The organism is Streptomyces sp. NPDC001927, assembly GCF_053594455.1.
Genome location: NZ_JBSFEN010000004.1, coordinates 274,031 through 295,458 on the forward strand (window position 1 = coordinate 274,031; position 21,428 = coordinate 295,458).

18 protein-coding genes and 1 riboswitch are annotated in these 21,428 nt (G+C 73.8%); of the genes, 11 read left to right on the top strand and 7 right to left on the bottom strand.

Annotated elements, in window-relative coordinates; all coding sequences use genetic code 11:
• The first annotated feature begins 73 nt into the window (after positions 1–73).
• The 3 genes from ACWCO8_RS11825 (at position 74) to ACWCO8_RS11835 (ending at position 3,892) form a co-directional block, all read left to right on the top strand.
• Positions 74–517: a hypothetical protein gene (locus ACWCO8_RS11825; RefSeq protein WP_451032117.1), complete on the top strand. Its 444-nt coding sequence runs from the start codon at positions 74–76 to the stop codon at positions 515–517.
• A gap of 147 nt (positions 518–664) precedes the next feature.
• Positions 665–1,450, top strand: a complete 786-nt coding sequence (locus ACWCO8_RS11830) for an SCO2400 family protein (protein ID WP_451032118.1) — start codon at positions 665–667, stop codon at positions 1,448–1,450.
• Between the two features lie 243 nt (positions 1,451–1,693).
• Positions 1,694–3,892 (top strand): choice-of-anchor A family protein, encoded by a 2,199-nt coding sequence (locus tag ACWCO8_RS11835; protein ID WP_451032119.1) that lies wholly within the window; start codon positions 1,694–1,696, stop codon positions 3,890–3,892.
• 60 nt (positions 3,893–3,952) lie between these two features.
• Here ACWCO8_RS11835 and ACWCO8_RS11840 read toward each other — a convergent pair whose 3' ends face one another.
• Positions 3,953–4,270 (bottom strand): hypothetical protein, encoded by a 318-nt coding sequence (locus ACWCO8_RS11840; protein WP_362005694.1) that lies wholly within the window; start codon positions 4,268–4,270, stop codon positions 3,953–3,955.
• A gap of 131 nt (positions 4,271–4,401) precedes the next feature.
• Between ACWCO8_RS11840 and ACWCO8_RS11845 the strand changes: the two genes are divergently transcribed.
• Positions 4,402–5,184 carry a PP2C family protein-serine/threonine phosphatase gene (locus tag ACWCO8_RS11845; protein ID WP_451032392.1) on the top strand — a complete coding sequence of 261 codons (783 nt, stop codon included), beginning with the start codon at positions 4,402–4,404 and terminating at the stop codon, positions 5,182–5,184.
• 3 nt (positions 5,185–5,187) lie between these two features.
• On the opposite strand, the gene ACWCO8_RS11850 is transcribed toward ACWCO8_RS11845, so the two are convergent.
• Positions 5,188–6,567 carry a hypothetical protein gene (locus tag ACWCO8_RS11850; RefSeq protein ID WP_451032120.1) on the bottom strand — a complete coding sequence of 460 codons (1,380 nt, stop codon included), beginning with the start codon at positions 6,565–6,567 and terminating at the stop codon, positions 5,188–5,190.
• Positions 6,568–6,716: 149 nt separating this feature from the next.
• On the opposite strand from ACWCO8_RS11850, the gene ACWCO8_RS11855 reads away from it, so the two are divergent.
• On the top strand, positions 6,717–7,676 hold the full coding sequence (locus ACWCO8_RS11855; protein WP_451032121.1) for a D-2-hydroxyacid dehydrogenase family protein: 960 nt from the start codon (positions 6,717–6,719) through the stop codon (positions 7,674–7,676).
• An 18-nt stretch (positions 7,677–7,694) separates the two neighbouring features.
• On the opposite strand, the gene ACWCO8_RS11860 is transcribed toward ACWCO8_RS11855, so the two are convergent.
• Together ACWCO8_RS11860 and ACWCO8_RS11865 are read right to left on the bottom strand one after the other, a co-directional pair.
• Positions 7,695–8,051: a GntR family transcriptional regulator gene (locus ACWCO8_RS11860; protein ID WP_451032122.1), complete on the bottom strand. Its 357-nt coding sequence runs from the start codon at positions 8,049–8,051 to the stop codon at positions 7,695–7,697.
• A gap of 2 nt (positions 8,052–8,053) precedes the next feature.
• A complete protein-coding gene (locus ACWCO8_RS11865; RefSeq protein WP_451032123.1) occupies positions 8,054–9,004 on the bottom strand; it encodes a hypothetical protein in 951 nt (316 codons plus the stop codon).
• 179 nt (positions 9,005–9,183) lie between these two features.
• Here ACWCO8_RS11865 and ACWCO8_RS11870 point away from each other — a divergent pair, with 179 nt between their 5' ends.
• On the top strand, positions 9,184–10,146 hold the full coding sequence (locus ACWCO8_RS11870; RefSeq protein WP_451032124.1) for a nucleoside hydrolase: 963 nt from the start codon (positions 9,184–9,186) through the stop codon (positions 10,144–10,146).
• 3 nt (positions 10,147–10,149) lie between these two features.
• Here ACWCO8_RS11870 and ACWCO8_RS11875 read toward each other — a convergent pair whose 3' ends face one another.
• Entirely contained in the window at positions 10,150–11,016 is an 867-nt protein-coding gene (locus tag ACWCO8_RS11875) for an alpha/beta fold hydrolase (protein WP_451032125.1), read from the bottom strand.
• 176 nt (positions 11,017–11,192) lie between these two features.
• On the opposite strand from ACWCO8_RS11875, the gene abc-f reads away from it, so the two are divergent.
• Positions 11,193–12,815, top strand: coding sequence for a ribosomal protection-like ABC-F family protein (gene abc-f, locus ACWCO8_RS11880; RefSeq protein ID WP_451032126.1), 1,623 nt, complete (start codon positions 11,193–11,195; stop codon positions 12,813–12,815).
• A gap of 10 nt (positions 12,816–12,825) precedes the next feature.
• The gene (locus ACWCO8_RS11885; protein ID WP_451032127.1) at positions 12,826–13,404 is read left to right on the top strand and encodes a suppressor of fused domain protein; all 579 of its coding nucleotides are present in this window, start codon (positions 12,826–12,828) and stop codon (positions 13,402–13,404) included.
• Positions 13,405–13,409: 5 nt separating this feature from the next.
• Here ACWCO8_RS11885 and cobN read toward each other — a convergent pair whose 3' ends face one another.
• Complete coding sequence (gene cobN, locus ACWCO8_RS11890; RefSeq protein ID WP_451032128.1) at positions 13,410–17,018, bottom strand: cobaltochelatase subunit CobN; 3,609 nt, start codon at positions 17,016–17,018, stop codon at positions 13,410–13,412.
• A 39-nt stretch (positions 17,019–17,057) separates the two neighbouring features.
• A riboswitch (cobalamin riboswitch) is annotated at positions 17,058–17,192 on the bottom strand.
• A gap of 45 nt (positions 17,193–17,237) precedes the next feature.
• Here cobN and ACWCO8_RS11895 point away from each other — a divergent pair.
• Genes ACWCO8_RS11895 through ACWCO8_RS11905 form a run of 3 tightly spaced genes read left to right on the top strand, consistent with a single transcriptional unit; the run spans position 17,238 to position 20,652 of the window.
• Entirely contained in the window at positions 17,238–18,503 is a 1,266-nt protein-coding gene (locus ACWCO8_RS11895; RefSeq protein ID WP_451032393.1) for a cobalamin biosynthesis protein CobG, read from the top strand.
• Between the two features lie 14 nt (positions 18,504–18,517).
• Complete coding sequence (locus ACWCO8_RS11900; RefSeq protein WP_451032394.1) at positions 18,518–19,153, top strand: precorrin-8X methylmutase; 636 nt, start codon at positions 18,518–18,520, stop codon at positions 19,151–19,153.
• The gene (locus ACWCO8_RS11905; protein ID WP_451032129.1) at positions 19,150–20,652 is read left to right on the top strand and encodes a precorrin-2 C(20)-methyltransferase; all 1,503 of its coding nucleotides are present in this window, start codon (positions 19,150–19,152) and stop codon (positions 20,650–20,652) included. The genes ACWCO8_RS11900 and ACWCO8_RS11905 overlap by 4 nt, the downstream gene beginning before the upstream one ends.
• Here the strand turns inward: ACWCO8_RS11905 and ACWCO8_RS11910 are convergent.
• On the bottom strand, positions 20,618–21,409 hold the full coding sequence (locus ACWCO8_RS11910; RefSeq protein ID WP_451032130.1) for a cobalt-precorrin-6A reductase: 792 nt from the start codon (positions 21,407–21,409) through the stop codon (positions 20,618–20,620). The two genes, ACWCO8_RS11905 and ACWCO8_RS11910, sit on opposite strands and share 35 nt — an antisense overlap.
• Positions 21,410–21,428: the final 19 nt, after the last annotated feature.

Sequence of the window (21,428 nt, forward strand, 5' to 3'; positions counted from 1 at the left end):
GAGGGCCCGCTATGCCCATGACACTGCCGGTACCGATCGAGTCGCGCCCGGACACCGGGGCGGGTGCGTAGCGATGGGACTCCTCGACAACTACCTCGGCACCCGGCGGCCCGACGAGGGGGTCGTACCGCGCACGTCCCTGGAGCTCCGGTCGACGCTCCTTGCCCTCAACGGGCCGGGGGTGCCCTTCGTCGTACGCAACGGGACCGCGAAGGAAGGCGACCTGGTCGCCGAGTGCCGGATACCCCAGCTGCGCGTGCGGCTCTGGACCCGGATGCGCCTGGACGCGGCGAAGCACGAGGTGCGAGCCGTCGACGAGCAGTGGGAGGCCTCGGGGGAGCGCTCCCGCGGGCCGGCGAACGCGGTGTACCGGGTGTGGGGGAAGGAGACGGGGCCCGACGGGCGCGAGCGGAGGGTCGAGACGTTCCGTTTCGAGACCCGGGAGATGAAGGACCCCCTGCGCCAGGCGGTCCTCGACGCCGGCTGGTCCTGGCGGGGCGTGCTGTTCCGGCTCTGATCCGAATCCGCACAGGAGCCTCACACGGGCTGCGCACAGTCTTACGAGGCCTTCGTTAGCGTGACTGGCCGCTCGATTGCCTCTGCGAACGTGACCGGACCGCCGTCCCGGCGGGTCGACGGCACGTCAACTCAGGAAGACCGGGAAATGGACTACTGCTCCTCGTGTCGGCGGCACCTCAACGGCGCGTTGGTGTGCCCCGGGTGTGGCGCGTACGCCCCGGACATAGCGCCACCCAACCTCTCCCCGAGCTCGGCAACCTCGATTGCGGTCGCCACCGTTCCCGCGGTCGCCGGCGTGCCCGCGGTTCCCGCCGTTCCCGCAGTGGAGGTTGCGGAGCCCGATGTGGCCCTCGTACCCGAAGGGCGCGCCGCTCGGCGGCGGCAGCGGGAGCGGTGGCGGAAGAACCAGCGCCGGGCCGTCGTCGCGACCGCCTTCGCGCTCGTGGGCGGCGGACTGGCCGTCAGCACGATGGACCGGCAGTCCGGCGACCGGGCTCAGGCGGCCACCGCGCCGGAGAACCCCGGTCTCGACCCCCTTGAGGAGACCGGCGAGGAGCCCCTCAAGGAGCCCCACGACAAGCACGTCGAGGAGCAGGTCGTACCGGACACCCTGCCCACCTCGATCTCTCCCGCGCCGCCCGCGCCCGTTTCCTCGACCTCGGTTCGGTCCGAACTCCCGCGCCAGGAACGCGCAGCCACACCTCCGCCCGCCCCGCCGACCGTCGCCCCGCCCGCGGTCAGCACTCAGCCGCGTACGACAACCAAGCCACCGGTCGCGCCCACGCCTCCGCCCACGGCCGCCCCCACCGAAGCGGCCCCGGCGCCGGCGCCGCCCAGCCCGCCGCCGGCCGCTCCCGCTTCGCCGTCGGACGTGTGTCTGCCCCTGGTCTGTGTCGACCTCGGCCTCGGTCTCGGACTCGACCTCGGCTGACCGGTCCGCGTCCTCGTACCGGCCGGCGGGCAGGCGCGGACGGGAGGGCGTACGCGTAGGGCCTCCGGTCGGGCGGCACCGCGACCGGGACGGCAGCGCGCACCTCGGGGTCGGACCAGACGCCGGCCTGTGGGCTGTCTGGCCGGGTCCCGTCACGCCAACCGGTGAGCCGGGCTGCCGGAAGGCCCAACGTCGACGGCCTCCCCGTGGTGGGCCCAGGATCGGAATCACAGACTCCGGATCATGAGACACCCCACGAGTGTCCGGCCCCGGGCGCGCGCCAGAACGCGCGCCAAAGCCGCCGGACTCGCCTGCGTCGCCGCCCTCGCGGCCGTACCCGTCCTCGTCCTCGGCCCCGGCGCGGCGCCCGCGCAGGCCGCGCCGCTCCCGGGCGGGCTCGGGCCCTGCGTGCCCGGCAAGTGCCCGCCGGGCCGCTACCCCCAGATCAACAACGGCGGGATCGAATTCCGGGACAACGCGGTCAACCTCTTCGTCGGCGACGACTTCCGCGTCCGAGGCGCCGCCGCCGAGGCCGAGGGCCGGGTCGTCGTCCTGGACGACTTCGACATGAACAAGAACGCCGCCCAGGCCGGCGGCAACTACAACATCGGCGAGGCGGGCGTCGGCTCCCGCGTCCCCCCGGAGGCCGGCACGGACTGGCTGACGACCGGCGGCGACATCACGGTCGCGGCCGGCCAGCAGGTGCTCGCCGAGGCCGGAGTCGTACGCCATGCCGGTACGGTCACCGGCACCGTCAAGGCCACCCTCGACGAGGACGCGAACGCCACCGCCCCGTACACCGCCCTGCGGGATCAGCTGACCACCGCGAGCCGCTGCTACGCCCGCGTCGACGGCAGCCCCCGTACGCCCACCGGCACCGCCGTCAACCAGGGCTACCGGACGCTCTTCACCGGTGACGGAACCTCACCGCTCCAGGTCTTCAACGTCGACTTCGACATGACCGGGGCGGGCGGCGCGCAGCAGGGCGTCGTCTTCGCCCGCATCCCGGCGAACGCCACGATCCTCGTCAACATCCTGGGCACCAACCGCACCCTCAGCACCTACAGCGGCGGCATCGCCGACGCGACCGACCCGCTCAACGCCTACCGCGAGAAGCTGCTCTGGAACATCCCGGACGCCACCACGGTGAACCTCACCGGAACCGGTCAGTTCCAGGGGAGCTTCCTCATCGGCGAGCAGTCCTCGGCCACCACGGTCACCCTGCCGGGCATCAACGGGCGCTTCTTCACCACCGGTTCGCTCACCCACACCAGCGCCGCCACGGGCGGCGGCGGCCAGGAGTTCCACGCGTACCCCTTCACGGGCGACCTGCCCGCGTGCGACAACACCGTGCCCCTCGGTGAGGTGACGGTGATCAAGGAGGACGCGCAGACGGGCAACCCGCTGGCCGGGGGCGTGTTCCAGCTGTGGGAGGAGACCAACGGCATCCCCGGTCTCCAGACCGGCGGCTCCGACCCCGACCAGTCCACCGGCGACACCTGCACGACCAGCGCCGACGGCACCTGCTCACGGACCCTGCCGACCGGGACGTACTACTGGCAGGAGACCCAGGCCCCGCCCGGCTACGACCTGCCCCTCAACCCGGTCTTCGGGCCCCTGGTCCTGACCGAGGAGAACATCTCCGAGGGCGTGACCGTCACCGCCGAGAACACCCCCACCGTGAACCCGAACACCACCGGTCGGGTACGGGTGGTGAAGACGGACTCCGCGACGGGCGCGCCGCTCCCGGGAGCCTGGTTCCAGCTGTGGCGGGAGACCAACGACATCACCGGCCTCCAGCCCGGCGGCAACGACCCCGACACCCAGGTGGGCCTGCTGTGCACCACCGACGCCGACGGCGTCTGCTCGCGGACCGTGGAGATCGGTACGTACTACTGGCAGGAGACCCGCGCCCCCGACGGCTACGACGTGCCCGACCCGAACGTCTTCGGGCCCCTCGTCCTGACCAGGGAGAACGCCTCCCAGGGCGTGACCGTCCAGGCCGCCAACACCGCGACCCCCGTCCCGCCCGTCGACGGCTCGCTCACCCTCACCAAGGTGGACGCCAAGACCGGACTGCCGCTGCGCGGCGCGGAGTTCGAGCTGTGGAAGGAGACCAACAACACCACCGGCCTCCAGACCATCGGCATCAACCCCGACACCCGCATCGGGACCACGTGCACCACGAGCGCGGTGGGCGTCTGCGCCTTCGAGGACCTGGAGCAGGGCACGTACTACGCGCGTGAGACGGCCGTACCGGACGGGTACGTCCTGCCCGCCGACCCGGTCTTCGGTCCGTACGTCGTCGACGCCGGCCACGAGAACGTGACCGCCGAGGTGACGAACAGCCGCAAGGAGCCCTGCAAGGACATGGGCTACGGCGACGAGAACCCGTGCGAGGACATGGGGTACGGAGACCCGGGCCAGGGCACGAGGGTCTGAGCACCTGACGTCCTGACGTGGTGAGCCCGGCCCCGGACCGTTGTCCGGGGCCGGGCTTCGTCACAGACCCGTCGGCGTATCCGCGGCCAGGCGGACGAACGCCACCTCGAAGTGCTCCACCGAGACCACCCGCTGCCCCTCCCGCTGGGACGACTCGGCCCTGACGCGGGCCGCCTCCTCCTCGCTCTCCCGCATCGCGGCCTCGTCCTCCCACAGGGTCAGCGACCGCGCCTCGCCCGTCTCCCGCTCGACCAGGTAGTACGCGCCCCGGAAGCCCGGGAGGTTCTCGACCAGCTTGACGATCGCCTCCGACCTGGCGGTCAGGTCGCCCTCCGGCGGAACCGGTGACCCCTGGTAGGTGCTCAGCCTCGCGAACATCGACGGACGTCCCTTCCTCGGCGGTGTCAGGACCAGCGTGCGACGGCGGGCCGCACCCCGCATGCCGGAGCGACAATGGGGGTGAGGGCGGGGGTAGGAGACGTACGGACCGTGAGGAGGCGGCGCCTGTGGTGCCGTACATCGCCGTGACCGCCCTGAGCCACGCCGGGCTGCTGCGCGAGCACAACGAGGACAGCCTCGTCGTCGGGCCCTGGACCCTGTGCGGGACCGTCACCGACAGCCCGCAGACCCTGCTGTTCCCGCTGGACAGGCCCCTCCTCGTGGCCGTCGCCGACGGGCTCGGCGGGCAGCCGGGCGGCGAGGTGGCCAGCTCCCTGGTGGTCCGGCGGCTCGCGGCGGTCGGGCCCGTGCTCGACGGTACGGAGACGGTCGGCGAGGCCCTGGAGATGTGCAACCAGGCCGTGTACGACGCCGCCGAGGGCCGCCCCGAGCTCACGACCATGGGCACGACGGTCGCCGGCGCGCTCGTGTTGCCGCCGGAGTCGCTGCTGTCGTTCAACGTCGGCGACAGCAAGGTCTTCCACGTGTCCCGGGAGGGCGTCCTGCGCCAGGTCAGCGTGGACGACAGCCCGCCGCCGCTGCCCGGGCACCGCACGACCTCGGCCGTCACCCAGACCCTCGGCGGGAGCCACCTGTACGAGGCCGTCGACCCGCACGTCGCCGAGTTCCCGCTCGCCGCGGGCGACCGCTACCTCGTGTGCAGCGACGGGCTGACCGACCCCGTGCCCGAGGAGGACATCGAGGCGCTGCTCCGCGTGCACGACGACGGCAAGGCGGCCTTCGAGCTGTGGAAGGCCGCCATGGAGGCGGGCGGACCCGACAACATCACCCTGGCCCTGGTCCGGATCGGGGAGATGGAGGAGGCGGGGGAGGTCGGGGACGTCGGGGAGTGAGCTCTATTTGGGGCTCTGCTCGGGCTCCGGTTCGGGTTCGGGTTCCGGTTCGGGCTTCTTCCCGTCGCCCTCCCCCACCGCCAGGAACTCCGTCACCGCCAGCGCGAACACGAGCACCAGCGCCAGCCCAACGACCACCCAGCCCGTCGGGTGGTCCCAGAAGATGTAACCCAGGACCGCCGCCGCCACCAGGATCCAGGTGATCCACCCCTGGTGCCGGTGCACGAACGGGCCGACCGGGCCCGTGCGCAGGCCCACGCCGTCGGCCGCCCCGCGGGTCGCCGCGATGCCCGAGTGCCACATCTGGCGGGCCGCGGTGGCCCACCGCCCCGGACCCGACAGCCAGGCCGCCAGGGCGAGCACGATCCCCAGGACCACCACCATCCGGATCGTCGTCCGCAGCAGCCGGATCATGGCGTCGTAGACGGAGCCGGCCGCGGCCTGCGAGACGGTGTCGGGCAGGGCGTTCAGATAGACCGTACGGAACACGGTCAGGCCGATCGCGAGGACCAGCGCCGCCGCGACGAAACCGAGGGCCGCCGCGATCAGGGAGCGCCGGCGGTGGGCCGAGAGCAGGACCCCGGCCGCCGCCAGCAGCACGGCGATCACCGGCAGCCACACGCCCATGATCTGGAGCAGCCGGAAGCCGGTCTTGACCTTCCCGATGTTGTCGGCCTTGAGGACCGTGAAGTCGGTGTGGACCTCGGGGATCTTCTCGGCGACGGTGAGGCCGGACTCGATCAGGCGCTGCTTGACCCGTTCGATCACGGGGGCGAGGTCGAGGGTCACCGTGTCGTTCTTGATCTCCACCGCGCCTTCGCCGCTGCCGGTCAGGGCGCGGACGACCGAGGTGTGGATGGCCCGGTTGGCGTCGGTCCAGACGGTCTCGAAGGCGTCCGAGGCGACGATCTCCTCCGCCTTCTCGTGAACGAAGCTCTGGACCGCGCTCTCCAGGGAGTTCCCGAGCCGGCCCAGGGCCTTGGCCAGGAGGGGGCGTTGCTCGGGGGCCACGCCTTCCAGGAGGGCGTTCAGGTCGATGTGTTCCATGACGGCGCCGGTGACCCGGTTCGCCACGGCGGCCTGGACATCCGGGTCGGAGGCGAGCGGGGCGACCGTGGCGACGTACCGGTCGGTGTCGCCCACCTCGTCGGCCGTCCAGGCGGCGACGATGCCCAGCGGGGCGAGGACGCAGCCGAGGACGATCAGGAGCGCGGCGAAGAAGGAGCGGAGCCGGTGGCGCGGCGGCCGGGCCTTCGCGGCCTCGGCCTCCGTCTCCAGGGCGGCGATCCGGGCCCGGAGGGCTTCCAGCTCACCGTTGGAGCCCGAGCCCGAGCCCGATCCGGAGTTGGAGCCTGGGGGTGGAGAATCCGGCTGCGTACTCATCTGCGCACCCCTCCTGAAATTCGGTCCTGAACATCGGCCTCAACAGCAGTACAAATCAGGCCAAGTCTCCGGGCGGGAGGTGGGTCTGTCGCTCTGGGCGGGTCCGATCGGGTCTACGTGGAACCTCTCCGCCGCGCGATCATGGGGGCATGAAGCTGCGCTGCGCCGTACTCGACGACTACCAGGGCGTCGCCCTCGCCTCCGCCGACTGGGGCCCGCTCGCCGACCGCGTCGACGTACGCGTCCTGCGCGAGCACCTCACCGACCGGGACGCGCTCGTGGCCGAGGTCGAGGACTGCGAGATCCTCGTCGTCATGCGGGAGCGGACCCCGCTGGACGCCGCGCTGCTGCACCGGCTGCCCCGGCTGCGGCTCGTCGTGACCTCCGGGATGCGCAACGCCTCCATCGACCTGGCGGCCGCCGCCGCGCTCGGGATCACCGTCTGCGGTACGGCCAGCGCGTCCGAGCCGCCCGCCGAGCTGACCTGGGCGCTGATCCTGGGCCTCGCCCGGCACGTACCGGCCGAGGCGCGGGCGGTACGCGAGGGCGGGCCCTGGCAGTCGACGGTCGGCACCGACCTGTCCGGGCGCACTCTCGGCCTCGTCGGCCTCGGCAAGATCGGCGGCCGGGTGGCGCGGGTGGGGCTCGCCTTCGGCATGGACGTCGTCGCCTGGAGCCCGAACCTGACGGACGAGCGGGCGGCGGAGCACGGGGTCGTACGGGCGGCGGACCGGCGGGAGCTGCTGGAGCGCGCGGACTTCGTCTCCCTCCACATGGTGCTCTCGGAGCGCACCCGGAATCTGATCGGGGAGCCCGAACTGCGGGCGATGCGCCCGTCCTCGTACCTGATCAACACCTCGCGGGCGGGCCTGGTCGACGGCCCCGCGCTGCTGCGCGCGCTGCGGGAAGGCTGGATCGCGGGCGCCGGCCTCGACGTCTTCGCCACCGAACCGCTGCCGGCGGACGACCCGCTCCGCACCCTCCCCAACGTGCTGGCCCTGCCGCACCTGGGGTACGTGACGCGCGCCAACTACGGCCGCTACTTCGGCCAGGCGGTCGAGGACATCGAGGCGTTCCTGGCGGGGGCGCCGGTCCGGACGCTGGGGTAGGGGCGAGTCCCCGGGCGGTCAGAGCAGTTCGGCGCGGACGAGGGTCAGCAGTTCGTCGTCCGTCAGGCCGAGGGTCCTGGCCTCCGTCACGAGGTCGCGGGCCCGTTCGGCGAGGCGGGCGCGGGCGCCCACCGGGGCGCCGGGGACGATGGCCGCGCCCCGGCCCCTGCGGAGCTCGATCAGGCCCTCCTCGCGCAGGCGTTGGTAGCCGCGGAGGACGGTGTGGACGTTCACGCCGAGGGAGTCGGCGAGCTCGCGGGCGGCCGGGAGGCGCTCGCCGGGGCTCGCCGAACCGTCGGCGAGGGCCCCGCGCACGCAGGCGGCGATCTGGTCGCCGAGCGGTACGGCGGAGGCGGGGTCGACCCGGAAGAGCATGGTCAGACCCTCCCACGCCGTTCGGCCAGGGTGTTCAACAGGGCGGCGGCCGTCCGCGCGTCGGAGACGGTGACCGCGAACTCCCGGCCGCCCTCCCGCCGTACGACGAGCGCCTCCCCCGAGCGCAGGACCATGCCCGTGCGGTGGGCACGCACCCGGTAGCCCCAGCCGCCGAACTCCCCGAGGGCGTCGATCTCCCGCGCGCTCGCGCTCGCGACCTCGTCGAGCGGAACGGAGACGCGGGGCCAGGGCGCGAGCGCGGGGCGGACGGTGAGGCCGCGCCGGTCGACGGTCACCCGGAGCCGGGACAGGACGAGGACGAGGGCCCCGGCCGCGCCGACGACGAGCCCGACCGGCCACGGCCCCAGGAGCGCGACGACCGGTGCCGCCGCGACCAGGACCGCTCCGGCGAGGGTCATCGGGCGCGAGCCGGTGGCGCGCGACCAGCCGGCGACCTCGCTCGGGCCGAGCGGCAGCGTCTCGACGTTCTCCGCGTCGGCTGCGGAGGGCGTCTCCTGCGGCGGTACGAGGCGGGTCAGCGCCCAGCCCACGAGCGCGGCGATCCCGCCCGCGCCCGTGAGGTTGGCGAGCGGCGAGACGACCTGGGCCGGGTCGGTGGCGTCGAGGTTGTCCCGTACGAGAAGGACCATCAGCGCCCCCACGGCGCCGGCGGTCAGCCAGGCGCCCCAGAGCGCGGCGCGCCGGACGAGCGCGGTCCAGCCGGCGCCGAGGCCGAGGAGCAGGCCCGAGCTGAGGAGCGCGAAGGCGGCCAAGGCCGTCCAGCCGTCGGCGCGGCCGTCCGAAGCGAAGTGCGTGGCGAGCGAGTCGGGCAGGCGGTCGGCGGTGAGACCGAGGACGGTCAGGTGGGCGGCGAGCGCGAGCAGGAACGGCAGCGCCGCGAACGCGCGCAGACGGGTGGTTGTCGGGCGGGTGGTGGTCGGGACGTGGCGCATGGAACCTCCCGGAGGACGAGTTGTTCGCACTCTACTAGAACAAGTAGTTCTGCGCATCGAGCTCGCACTCGGGAACGTGGACGCGGCGGCAGCCGTGAAGGCGGTGCAGAGCGGCGGCACGTCGGCGCGGAGCGGCAAGGGCTCGTGACGGGCGGGCGTGGCTGTGGGACGGTGGACTCATGCCCGTACCCGTGATCCTCGACTGCGATCCCGGTCATGACGACGCGTTCAACATCCTGCTCGCCGCCGCCCATCCGGCCGTCGAGCTCCTCGGCATCACCACCGTCGCGGGCAATCAGACGGTCGAGAAGACCACCCTCAACGCGCGCCGCGTCTGCGCCGTCGCCGGGATCCGCGGGGTGCCGATCGCGGCGGGCCGGGACCGGCCGCTGATCGGGGTGCCGGACCGGGAGCCGCGCGTCGCCGAGGACATCCACGGCGGTACGGGGCTCGACGGCCCCGGCTTCGGCGAGGGCGAACCCGACGTCCCGCAGGACCCGCGCGACGCGCTGACCCTGATCCGGGACACCCTCCTCGCGCATCCGGCACCCGTGACGCTCGTCCCGACCGGGCCGCTCACCAACATCGCCACGTTCCTGCTCGCCCACCCGGAGTTGACGCCCCGGGTCGAGCGGATCGTGCTGATGGGCGGCTCGACCGGGCGCGGGAACACCACCCCGGCCGCGGAGTTCAACATCCTCTGCGACCCGGAGGCGGCGGACATCGTCTTCTCCAGCGGGCTGCCGGTCACGATGTTCGGACTCAACGCCACCCACCAGGCCCGGGCGACGCCCGAGGTCGTCGCCCGGCTCGCGGCGCTCGGCACGCCGCTCGCCCGGCTCTGCGTCGAGCTGCTCACGTACTTCGCCGGGACCTACCGCGAGGTGTACGGGTTCGACACCCCTCCTCTGCACGATCCGCTCACCGTGGCGCACCTGATCGACCCGTCGCTGATCAGCCTGGTGCGGGCGGCGGTCTCGGTCGAGCTGACCGGCACGCACACCCGGGGCGCCACGGTCGTGGACCTGGACGGGGTGACGGGCCGGCCGGCGAACGCGGAGGTGGGGATGGAGGTCGACGTCCCGGGCTTCTGGGAGCTGGTCATCGACGCGGTACGGGTCCTGGGGGAGCGCAGCGCCTGAGGGTCAGCCCTCCAGTACCTCCCGCAGCGCCTTCGCGAACTCCGTCGGGGCGCCCTGCTGGCCGTACTCGCCGCCCAGGAAGCCGCCGTGGTGGCTGGGGAAGACGGCGGGCTCGGTACCCAGGCCCGCGGCGACCTCCACGCCCGCGCGGTGGGCGAGTTCGCCCTCGGACTCCGCACCCACGGCGACGACGACGCGGGTCGGCGCGGCGCGGAGCGCCTCGAAGTCGGGTACGTAGCCGGTGCAGGTGCGCATGTTCTGGCCGAGCAGCGCGTCGTCGCGCGAGCCGTCGTCCTCGGTCGGCAGGCCGAAGGCGGCGGGCGAGGGGGCGGGCTCGTCGGCCCAGTTGGCCGGGAACGGGCCCTTCCGGCTGCTGATGGCGATGAACTTGGCCATCGCGGGGCCCATCCCCTCGCGCAGGTACGTGGCGCGGACGTCCGCGCAGGCCGCGAGGGCCGCCTCGCGGTCCGGGAGTACGGGTACGGTCGGCGGCTCGTGGGCGACGAGGGTGCGCACGAGGTCGCCGTGGCGGGCCACGAGCGCGAGCGCGTTGACGGCGCCGCCGCTGCTGGCGAAGACGTCCACCGGGCCCGCTCCGACCGCCTCGATGACCCGGCGCAGGTCGTCGGCGTGCTCCTCGGGCGTCGTCTCGGCGGCGCCGTCGGTACGGACGCTGCGGGCCACGCCGCGGGGGTCGTAGGTGATGACGGTCCGGTCGGCGAAGTGGGACGCCAGCGTCCCGAAGCCGCTCGCGTCCATGGGCGAACCGATCAGGAAGAGCGGCGGCGCCGTCGGGGACCCGCCGGGGCGGATGTCGTAGCTCAGGGTGGCACCGGTCGCGTCGAGCGTGTGGGTGTCGATCTCGGCCATGGTTCCTTCTCCTCAGGTGTCGCACGGTTCGAAGGGGTAGACAGCGGGCGGCCGTAAAACTCATCGCGACGAAGCCGACGAGAAGTGGCGAGCGGTGACGAGACGAAGCGTCTTGCGTAATCCCTCACCGGGCCCTACAGTCGAGCACAACGAGACGAGACGTCTCGTCGCACCGAATGGCCTGTCGCCCACTCCAGGAGTCGCTCTTGTTCCGTGTCCATCTCACCGACGTCACCAAGCGCTACGACGACCGGCTCGTGCTCGACCGGGTCTCCCTCACCGTCCGGCCCGGCGAACGCGTCGGCGTCGTCGGCGACAACGGCTCCGGCAAGTCCACGCTCCTCCGGCTCCTCGCCGGTCTGGAGCGGCCCGACAACGGCACCGTCGCCGTCGAGGCCCCCGGTGGTCTCGGCCACCTCGCCCAGACCCTGGACCTTCCCGGCACGGCGAGCATCGGCGACGCCGTCGACCTCGCGCTCGCCGACGTACGGGAGCTGGAGCGGGCGATCCGGGCGGCCGAGGCGGCCCTGGACCGCACCGGGGACCTCGACGGGTACGCCGCGCTGCTCGCCGCGTACGAGGCGCGCGGAGGCCGGGACGCCGACCGGCGGGTCGAGACGACGCTGCGGCAGCTCGGCGAGAGCGCGCCGCTCGACCGGGACCGCCCGCTCGGCACGCTCTCCGGCGGGCAGCGCTCGCGCCTCGCGCTGGCCGCCACCCTGGCCGCCGACCCCGAACTACTCCTCCTCGACGAGCCGACCAACGACCTCGACGACGAGGCCGTTTCCTGGCTGGAGGAGCGGCTGCGCGCCCACCGGGGGACCGTCGTCGCCGTCACCCACGACCGGGCCTTCCTCGACCGGGTCACGACCGCGGTCCTGGAGGTCGACCACGAGCTGCGGACGGTACGGCGTTACGGCAACGGTTACGCCGGTTACCTGACCGGCCGCGCGGCCGAACGGGCGCGCTGGGAGCGGGAGTACGAGGAGTGGCGGGCGGAGCTCGCGCGGTACTCGGCCCTCGCCGACACGAACATCGACCGCTTCTCCGCGATCCCGCGCAAGGCCCCGGCAGCCTTCAGCGGGGCGGGCGCCTTCCGGGCCCGGTCACGGGCGCACGGCGCGATGAGCAGGATCCGGGCGGCCCGCGAGAAGCACCACCGGCTCACCGAGAACCCGGTGGCCGCGCCGCCGGAACCGCTCCGCTTCACGGCCGCCATCGAGGGCGAGGCGGCGGGCCCGGTCGCCCTGGCGGACGTACGCGTGGAGGGACGCCTCCACCTGGACGCCCTCCACCTGCCTCCCGGCGAACGCCTCCTGGTCACCGGCCCGAACGGCGCCGGCAAGACCACCCTTCTCAAGGTCCTGGCGGGCGAACTGGCCCCGGACGGCGGCACGGTGACGACCCCGCCCCGGGTCGGAATGCTCCGCCAGGACACCGCACTCCCGGACGACCCCCGCACGGTCGCGACGGCGTTCGGGGCGGGCCGGGAGGAGGAGCTGCTCCGCCTCGGCCTGTTCAAGGCAGCCGATCTGGCCGTACCCGTACGGGAGTTGTCGACGGGCCAGCGCCGCAAACTGGAACTGGCCCACCTGGTCACCCGCCCTGCGGACCTGCTCCTCCTCGACGAACCGACCAACCACCTGGCCCCCGCCCTCGTAGAAGAACTGGAGGCCGCCCTCGCCCACTACCCCGGCACCCTCGTGATCGTCACCCACGACCGCCGCCTCCGCGCGGGCTTCCGAGGCCGCCGACTCGAACTGGCCCCGGCCAAGGAGTCCGCCGCGCGCGGCGCCTAGGCTGCCCGTCGTGCACCAGGCCGACGACGCAGTGACCACCGCGCTCAACGCGCATGTGAGGCGCTTCTTCGGCGGGCTGACCGTCCGCCCCGTCGACCATGCCCTGCCCGACAGAACGCGCGGGACGGATCCGCGCTTCCGCGTCCTGGAGGTCGCGCCCGGCGGGCCGAACGACCCCTGGACGTATGTGACGGCGGGGTGCTGCCGCGGGGACGACCGGGGCCTGGAGTTCGTCATGACGGCGCCGGTCTCCGACCCCCGCTTCGCCGACCTGCTCGCCATGGTGGTGAGCTATCACCGGGACCCGGCGGACCGTCCGCTGGACCTCGGCCACAGCCTGCCGATCGGCGAGCCGTGGCTCCCCGGGTCGGCCTGCACGCACCTGCTCGTCAGCCTGCCGTACCTGCACGGGCCCGACCTGGAGCACTGTCCGCTGCCCGACGGCACGGCCGCCCGCTTCCTGTGGCTGCTGCCGGTGACCGACTCCGAGATCGCGTACCGCCGCGAGCACGGCACGGAGGCGCTGGAGCGGCTCTTCGACGAGGCGGCGATCAACCCCGTCGACCCGCACCGCGCCCCCGTGACCTGAAGGCGTCAGTCCTCCCCGTCACCCTCCAGGTCGCCCTCCGTCTCCAGGAAGACCTGGCGCAGGGCGGCCAGGGTCTGGGGGTCCGGCTTTTCCCACATGCCTCGGGACTCGGCTTCCAGGAGGCGTTCGGCGATGCCGTGGAGGGCCCAGGGGTTGGCTTCCTTCAGGAAGGCCTGGTTCTCCGGGTCGAGGACGTACGTCTCCGTCAGCTTGTCGTACATCCAGTCGGCGACCACGCCCGTCGTCGCGTCGTAGCCGAAGAGGTAGTCGACCGTCGCCGCCAGCTCGAACGCGCCCTTGTAGCCGTGGCGGCGCATCGCCTCGATCCACTTCGGGTTGACCACGCGGGCGCGGAAGACCCGCGAGGTCTCCTCGACCAGGGTGCGGGTGCGGACCGTCTCCGGGCGGGTGGAGTCGCCGATGTACGCCTCCGGGGCCGTGCCCGTGAGCGCGCGGACGGTCGCCACCATGCCGCCGTGGTACTGGAAGTAGTCGTCGGAGTCGGCGATGTCGTGCTCGCGCGTGTCCGTGTTCTTCGCGGCGACGGCGATCCGCTTGTACGCCGTCTCCATCTCCGCGCGCGCCGGGCGGCCTTCGAGGCCGCGGCCGTACGCGTAGCCGCCCCACACCGTGTACACCTCGGCGAGGTCCGCGTCCGTCCGCCAGTCGCGCGAGTCGATCAGCTGGAGGATGCCCGCGCCGTACGTGCCGGGCCGCGAGCCGAAGATCCGGGTCGTCGCGCGCCGCTCGTCGCCGTGCTCGGCGAGGTCCGCCTGCGCGTGCGCCCGTACGTAGTTGTCCTCGGCCGGCTCGTCGAGCCCCGCAGCGAGCCGTACGGCGTCGTCGAGGAGGCCGATGACGTGCGGGAACGCGTCCCGGAAGAAGCCCGAGATGCGCAGCGTGACGTCGACGCGCGGGCGGCCCAGCTCGGCGAGCGGGATCGGCTCCAGGCCGTTCACCCGGCGCGAGGCGTCGTCCCACGTGGGACGGATGCCCAGCAGGGCCAGGGCCTCCGCCACGTCGTCGCCCGCCGTGCGCATCGCGCTCGTACCCCACAGGGAGAGGCCGACCGAGGTCGGCCACTCGCCGTTGTCGGAGCGGTAGCGCTCCAGGAGCGAGTCGGCGAGCGCCTGGCCGGTCTCCCACGCGAGGCGGGAGGGGACGGCCTTGGGGTCGACCGAGTAGAAGTTCCGGCCGGTCGGAAGCACGTTGACCAGGCCCCGGAGGGGCGAGCCGGACGGGCCGGCGGGCACGAAGCCGCCGTTCAACGCGTGGACGGCGTGGGTGAGTTCGTCGGTCGTCGCCGCCAGGCGCGGGACGACCTGCTCGCACGCGAAGCGGAGGACCGCGGCTACATCGGGGCCGTAACCCTCGGCCACCGACGCGACCGCGTCCACCGACCAGTCCGCCGCCTCCATCGCCTCGACCAGCTCGCGCGCCGTCGCCTCCGCCTCGTCGGCGGTGGTCCGGGTCGCGGCCGACTCGTCCAGGCCGAGGGCCTCACGGAGACCCGGGAGGGCCTGCGTACCGCCCCAGATCTGCCGGGCGCGCAGGATCGACAGGACCAGGTTGACCCGCGCCTCGCCCACCGGCGCCCCGCCGAGCACGTGCAGACCGTCCCTGATCTGCGCGTCCTTGACCTCGCAGAGCCAGCCGTCGACGTGCAGCAGGAAGTCGTCGAAGCCGTCGTCCTCCGGGCGGTCCTCCATCCCCAGGTCGTGGTCGAGCTTCGCCGCCTGGATCAGCGTCCAGATCTGCGCCCGGATCGCGGGCAGCTTCGACGGGTCCATCGAGGAGATCTGCGCGTACTCGTCGAGCAGCTGCTCCAGGCGCGCGATGTCGCCGTACGAGTCGGCGCGGGCCATCGGCGGCACCAGGTGGTCCACGAGCGTGGCGTGCACGCGCCGCTTGGCCTGCGTGCCCTCGCCCGGGTCGTTGACCAGGAAGGGGTAGACGAGCGGGATGTCGCCCAGCGCCGCGTCCGGGCCGCACGCGGCCGACAGGCCCGCGTTCTTGCCCGGCAGCCACTCCAGGTTGCCGTGCTTGCCGAGGTGGACCATCGCGTCCGCCCCGAAGCCGCCGTCCTCGGCGCGCGCCGCGATCCAGCGGTAGGCGGCCAAGTAGTGGTGGGACGGCGGGAGATCGGGGTCGTGGTAGATCGCGATCGGGTTCTCGCCGAAGCCGCGCGGCGGCTGGATGAGGATCAGCAGGTTCCCGCGCCGCAGCGCGGCGAGGACGATGTCGCCCTCGGGGTTGCGGGACCGGTCGAGGAACATCTCGCCGGGCGCCGGGCCCCAGTGCTCCTCGACGCCCTCGCGCAGCTCCTGCGGCAGGGTCGCGTACCAGCGCTTGTAGTCGGCGGCCGGGATACGGACGGGGTTGCGGGCGAGCTGCTCCTCGGTGAGCCAGTCCTGGTCGTGGCCGCCGGCCTCGATCAGGGCGTAGATCAGCTCGTCGCCGTCGCCGGAGACCAGGCCCGGGATCTCGTCCTCGGCCCCGAAGTCGTACCCCTCGGCGATCAGCCGCCGCAGCAGGGCGACGGCGGAGGCGGGGGTGTCCAGGCCGACCGCGTTGCCGATCCGGGAGTGCTTCGTCGGGTACGCGGAGAGAACGAGCGCGAGCTTCTTCTCGGCGTTCGGGATGTGCCGCAGCCGGGCGTGACGCACGGCGATCCCGGCGACGCGGGCGGCGCGCTCGGTGTCGGCGACGTACGCCGGGAGCCCGTCCTCGTCGATCTCCTTGAAGGAGAACGGGACGGTGATCAGACGGCCGTCGAACTCGGGCACGGCGACCTGGCTGGCCGCGTCCAGCGGCGAGAGACCCTCGTCGTTCTCCTCCCAGGCCGCCCGCGAACCGGTCAGGCAGAGCGCCTGCAGGATCGGTACGTCGAGGGCGGCGAGCGCGCCCGCGTCCCAGGCGTCCTCGTCGCCGCCGGCCTGCGCCTCGGCGGGCTTGGTGCCACCGGCGGCGAGGACCGTGGTGACGATCGCGTCCGCGCGCTTCAGCGTCTCGATCAGCTCGGGCTCGGGGGCGCGCAGGGAGGCGACGTACAGCGGCAGGGCGCGGGCGCCGGCGTCCTCGATCGCCTCGCAGAGGGAGTCGACGAAGGCGGTGTTCCCGCTCATGTGGTGGGCGCGGTAGTACAGCACGGCGACGGTCGGGCCGTCGGTCGTCCGGGCCGTGCGCTCCAGCGGCCCCCAGGTCGGCGCGGCGGCCGGGGCCTCGAAGCCGTGGCCGGTCAGCAGCACGGTGTCGGAGAGGAACCGGGCGAGCTGCTCCAGGTTGGCCGGTCCGCCGTGCGCCAGGTAGGCGTGGGCCTCGGTGGCGACGCCGACGGGGACGGTGGAGGCCTCCATGAGCTGGGCGTCCGGGGCCTGTTCACCGGAGAGCACGACCAGCGGCTTTCCGGCGGCGCGCAGCGCGTCGAGGCCGTCCTCCCAGGCCCGCAGCCCGCCGAGGAGCCGGACGAGCACGAGGTCGGCGCCGTCGAGGAGACCGGGAAGGTCGTCCAGGGAGAGCCGGGAGGGGTTGGCGAACCGGTACGCGACCGGACCGCCGGCCGCGCGGGCGCTGAGCAGGTCGGTGTCGGAGTGCGACAGCAACAGAATTCGCATGCGTGCGCAGGCCTTCCTCGGGGTTGTCCGCGCCCCGGGTGGTCGTTTGGACGGCGGGAGTTCCTGACTCACCCGGCCCCTCACGGGACCTGGCTCACAGTGGCGGGACCGCGCCGGATTCTCACCGGGCTTCCTCCCCGGGGTCCTGGGACCCCATGCCGATCTGCATAGTAGATCGTGCCTCTTCGGGGCCGGGTCTGGGCCGCTGACGACGTGGGTATGCTCGCCGCCATGCCGCCCACCCCACCCACAACACCCAACCCGGGCGAACCGCCCATACGGGACCGTGGTGACGCCTGCCCCGGGGCGCTTCGGCTGCACGCCGCCGACGACGGGCGACTCGCCCGACTCCGGCTGCCAGCAGGAGTTTTGACGGTACGTCAGACACTCGTACTGGCCTCGGTGGCCGAGGAGCTCGGCGACGGGCGAGTCAGTGTCACCTCCCGAGGGAACGTGGAGCTGCGCGGGCTCGGTGAGGGGTGCGGGGGCGAGCTGGCCGAGCGGCTCTCGGAGGCCGGGCTGCTGCCCTCCCAGACCCATGAGCGGGTCCGGAACATAGTGGCCTCGCCGGCGGCCGGGCTCGACGGACTCGGCCACGGTGACGTGCAGTTGTGGGCCCGCGAGCTGGACGCGCTGCTGTGCGCGCGGCCCTGGACGGCGGCCCTGTCCGGCCGGTTCCTCTTCGTCCTGGACGACGGGCGCGGCGATGTGGTCGGGCTCGGCGGAGATGTGACGTTGATCGCAGGAGAGGGTTCGGTACGGGTACGGGTCGGCGACCAGCTCGTCCGCGTCCCCGCCGCCGACGCGCCCCGGGCCGCGCTCGCCGCAGCCGGCGCCTTCCTGGACGCCGCCCGGACCGCCGGGAACGGGGCCTGGCGGGTGCGGGAGCTGCCGGAGGGCCACGAACCGGAGCTGGCGGCCGCCCTCGCGGGGGCCGGGATCGAGGCGGAGCCCGTACCGGCGACCGAACCCCCACCCGCTGCCCCACCCACCCCCGGCCCCCTCGGCCCGCACGCCCTGCACGTCCTCGCGCCCCTCGGGCGGCTGAGCGCCGCCCAGCTGCGGGCGCTCGCCGCGAGCGGGGGCGCGGTGCGGCTCACCCCCTGGCGCGGGGCCGTCGTCACCGGCCTCGCCGACCAAGGCGCCGTCGCGCGCCGGCTGGGTGAGCTCGACGCGTACGGGCTCATCACCGACCCCCGCTCCCCCTGGGCCGGCGTCGGCGCCTGCACCGGGCTTCCCGGCTGCGCCAAGTCCCTCGCCGACGTGCGCGCGGACGCCGTCCCGGGCGACGTTCCCGGCCACCGAGGGCTCCCCGTCCACTTCTCCGGGTGCGAGCGGCGCTGTGGTCACCCGCAGGCCCCCGCGTGGGTCGACGTCGTCGCCACCGGCGAGGGCGCGTACCTCGTGGCCGGGCGCCCCACCCTCCGTACCGACCTCCCCGAAGCCGTCGCGGCGGCCCGCGTCCCCTCAGCAACCACGAGATGAGCGAGAGCACCAGGATGTTCGACTACGAGAAGGACGGCGCGGAGATCTACCGCCAGTCCTTTGCCACGATCCGCGCCGAGGCGGACCTCGGGGGGCTGCCCGCCGACGTCGCCCAGGTCGCCGTCCGCATGATCCACGCCTGCGGCATGACCGACCTCGTCCGCGACATCGCGCACTCCCCGCAGGTCGTCACCCGCGCCCGTGCCGCGCTGCGCGCCGGCGCGCCGATCCTGTGCGACGCCCAGATGGTCGCCAGCGGCGTCACCCGCAAGCGGCTGCCCGCCGACAACGAGGTCGTCTGCACGCTCTCCGACCCGTCCGTGCCCGCGCTCGCCGCCGAACTCGGCACCACCCGCAGCGCCGCCGCCCTCGAACTCTGGCGCGACCGCCTCGAAGGCTCCGTCGTCGCCATCGGCAACGCGCCCACCGCCCTCTTCCACCTCCTGGAGATGGTCGCCAAGGGCGCGGGGAAGCCCGCCGCCGTCCTCGGCATCCCGGTCGGGTTCATCGGCGCCGCCGAGTCCAAGGAGGCCCTGGCGGCCCAGACTCTCGGCCTCGACTACCTCGTCGTACGCGGCCGGCGCGGCGGCAGCGCCATGACCGCCGCCGCGATCAACGCCCTCGCCCACGAAGCGGAGATCCAGGCATGAGCGGGTCCACGACCGGCAAGCTGTACGGGGTCGGCCTCGGGCCCGGCGACCCGGAGCTGCTCACGCTCGCGGCCGTCAAGGCCATCGCGGGCGCCGACGTGATCGCGTACCACTCGGCCCGGCACGGCCGGTCCATCGCGCGCTCGATAGCGGCCGAGCACATCCGGGCCGACCAGATCGAGGAGCGGCTGATGTACCCGCTCACGGTCGAGACCACGGACCACCCCGGCGGCTACCGGGGCGCCCTCGACGACTTCTACGCGGAGGCCGCCGCCCGGCTCGCCGCCCACCTGGACGCCGGTCGCACGGTCGCCGTGCTCGCGGAGGGCGACCCGCTCTTCTACGGCTCGTACCAGCACATGCACAAGCGGCTCGCGGACCGCTACGACACCACCGTCATCCCCGGTGTCACCTCGGTCAGCGCGGCCGCCGCCCGGCTCGGGGAGCCGCTGTGCGAGGCGGAGGAGGTCCTGACGATCATCCCCGGCACCCTGCCCGAGGACGAGCTGACGGCCCGGCTCGCGGGCACCGACTCGGCGGTCGTGATGAAGCTCGGCCGGACGTTCCCGACCGTGCGGCGCGCCCTGGAGCGGGCGGGCCGGCTCGAGGACGCGCGGTACGTGGAGCGGGCGTTCATGGCGGGCGAGCGGACGGAGATCCTGGCGGACGTGGACCCGGAGACGGTCCCGTACTTCTCGGTGGCCGTGCTGCCCTCCCGTATCGACCAGGCCCCGCCGGTGCGCGAGCGGGGCGAGGTCGTCGTCGTCGGCACAGGACCCGCGGGCGCACCCTGGCTGACGCCCGAGTCGCGCGGCGCCCTCGTCAACGCCGACGACCTCGTCGGCTACACCACGTACCTCGACCGGGTCCCGGCCCTGCGCCCCGGGCAGCGCCGGCACGGCTCGGACAACAAGGTCGAGTCCGAGCGGGCCGAGTTCGCGCTCGACCTGGCGCGGCGCGGGCGGCGGGTCGCGGTCGTCTCGGGCGGCGACCCGGGTGTCTTCGCCATGGCGACGGCGGTCCTGGAGGTGGCGTCCGAGGATCGGTACGCGGATGTGCCGGTACGGGTCCTGCCGGGTGTGACGGCCGCGAACGCGGCGGCCGCCGCGGCGGGCGCCCCGCTCGGCCACGACTACGCGACCATCTCGCTCTCCGACCGGCTCAAGCCCTGGGAGGTCATCGCGGCCCGGCTGCGCGCGGCGGCCGAGGCGGACCTGGTCCTGGCGCTCTACAACCCGGGCTCCAAGTCCCGTACGCACCAGGTGGCGGCGGCCCGCGAGCTGCTGCTCGAACTGCGGTCGCCGGAGACGCCGGTGGTCGTGGCGCGGGACGTCGGCGGGCCCGAGCAGTCGGTGCGGGTGTTGACCCTGAAGACCCTGGAGCCGAGCGAGGTCGACATGCGCACGCTGCTGCTGATCGGCTCCTCGCAGACGCGCGCGGTCGACCGCGGCGACGGCCGCACGATCACGTGGACGCCCCGGCGCTACCCGGAGGCGTGACGGGGACAGCGCCGCGCGGGCCGATCCCCCGCGCCCAGGCGGCCGCCTCCGCCACGGAGGCGGCCGTTTCCACGCCCTCCGGGACGGGCGGGCGGCGGACGACGATCACCGGGATGCCGGCTTCGCGGGCGGCCTGGAGTTTGGGGGCGGTGGCGGTGGCGCCGCTGTCCTTGGTGACGAGGACGTCGATACGGTGCCGGGCGATCAGGGCCCGCTCGCCTTCTAGGGTGAACGGGCCCCGGTCCAGGAGGACTTCGGTGTGGGCGGGCATCGGGGGTTCGGGGGCGTCGACCGAGCGGACGAGGAACCACTGCGGGCAGTCGGCGAAGGCGGCGAGGCCCATGCGCCCGGTCGTCAGGAAGACCCTTTCCCCGAGGCCGTCCAGGGCGCGGGCCGCCTCCGGCAGGGAGCCGACCGGGTGCCAGTCGTCGCCGGACTCCGGGACCCAGCCGGGGCGGCGGAGGGCCAGCAGGGGAACATGGGCGGTGGCGGCCGCCCGGGCCGCGTTGAAGCTGATCCGCTCGGCGAAAGGATGGGTGGCGTCGATGACCGCGTCCACGGCGTGCGCGCGCACCCACTCCACGAGCCCCTCGGCGCCGCCGAACCCGCCGATCCGGACCTCCCCGGCCGGCAGCCGGGGCGCGGCGACGCGTCCGGCGAGCGAGCTGGTGACCCGTACCGTGCCGCCGTCCGTGCCGTGCAGGCGCTCGGCGAGGGCGCGGGCCTCGCTGGTCCCGCCGAGAATGAGTACGTGCACGGGAACCACGGGAGTCCCT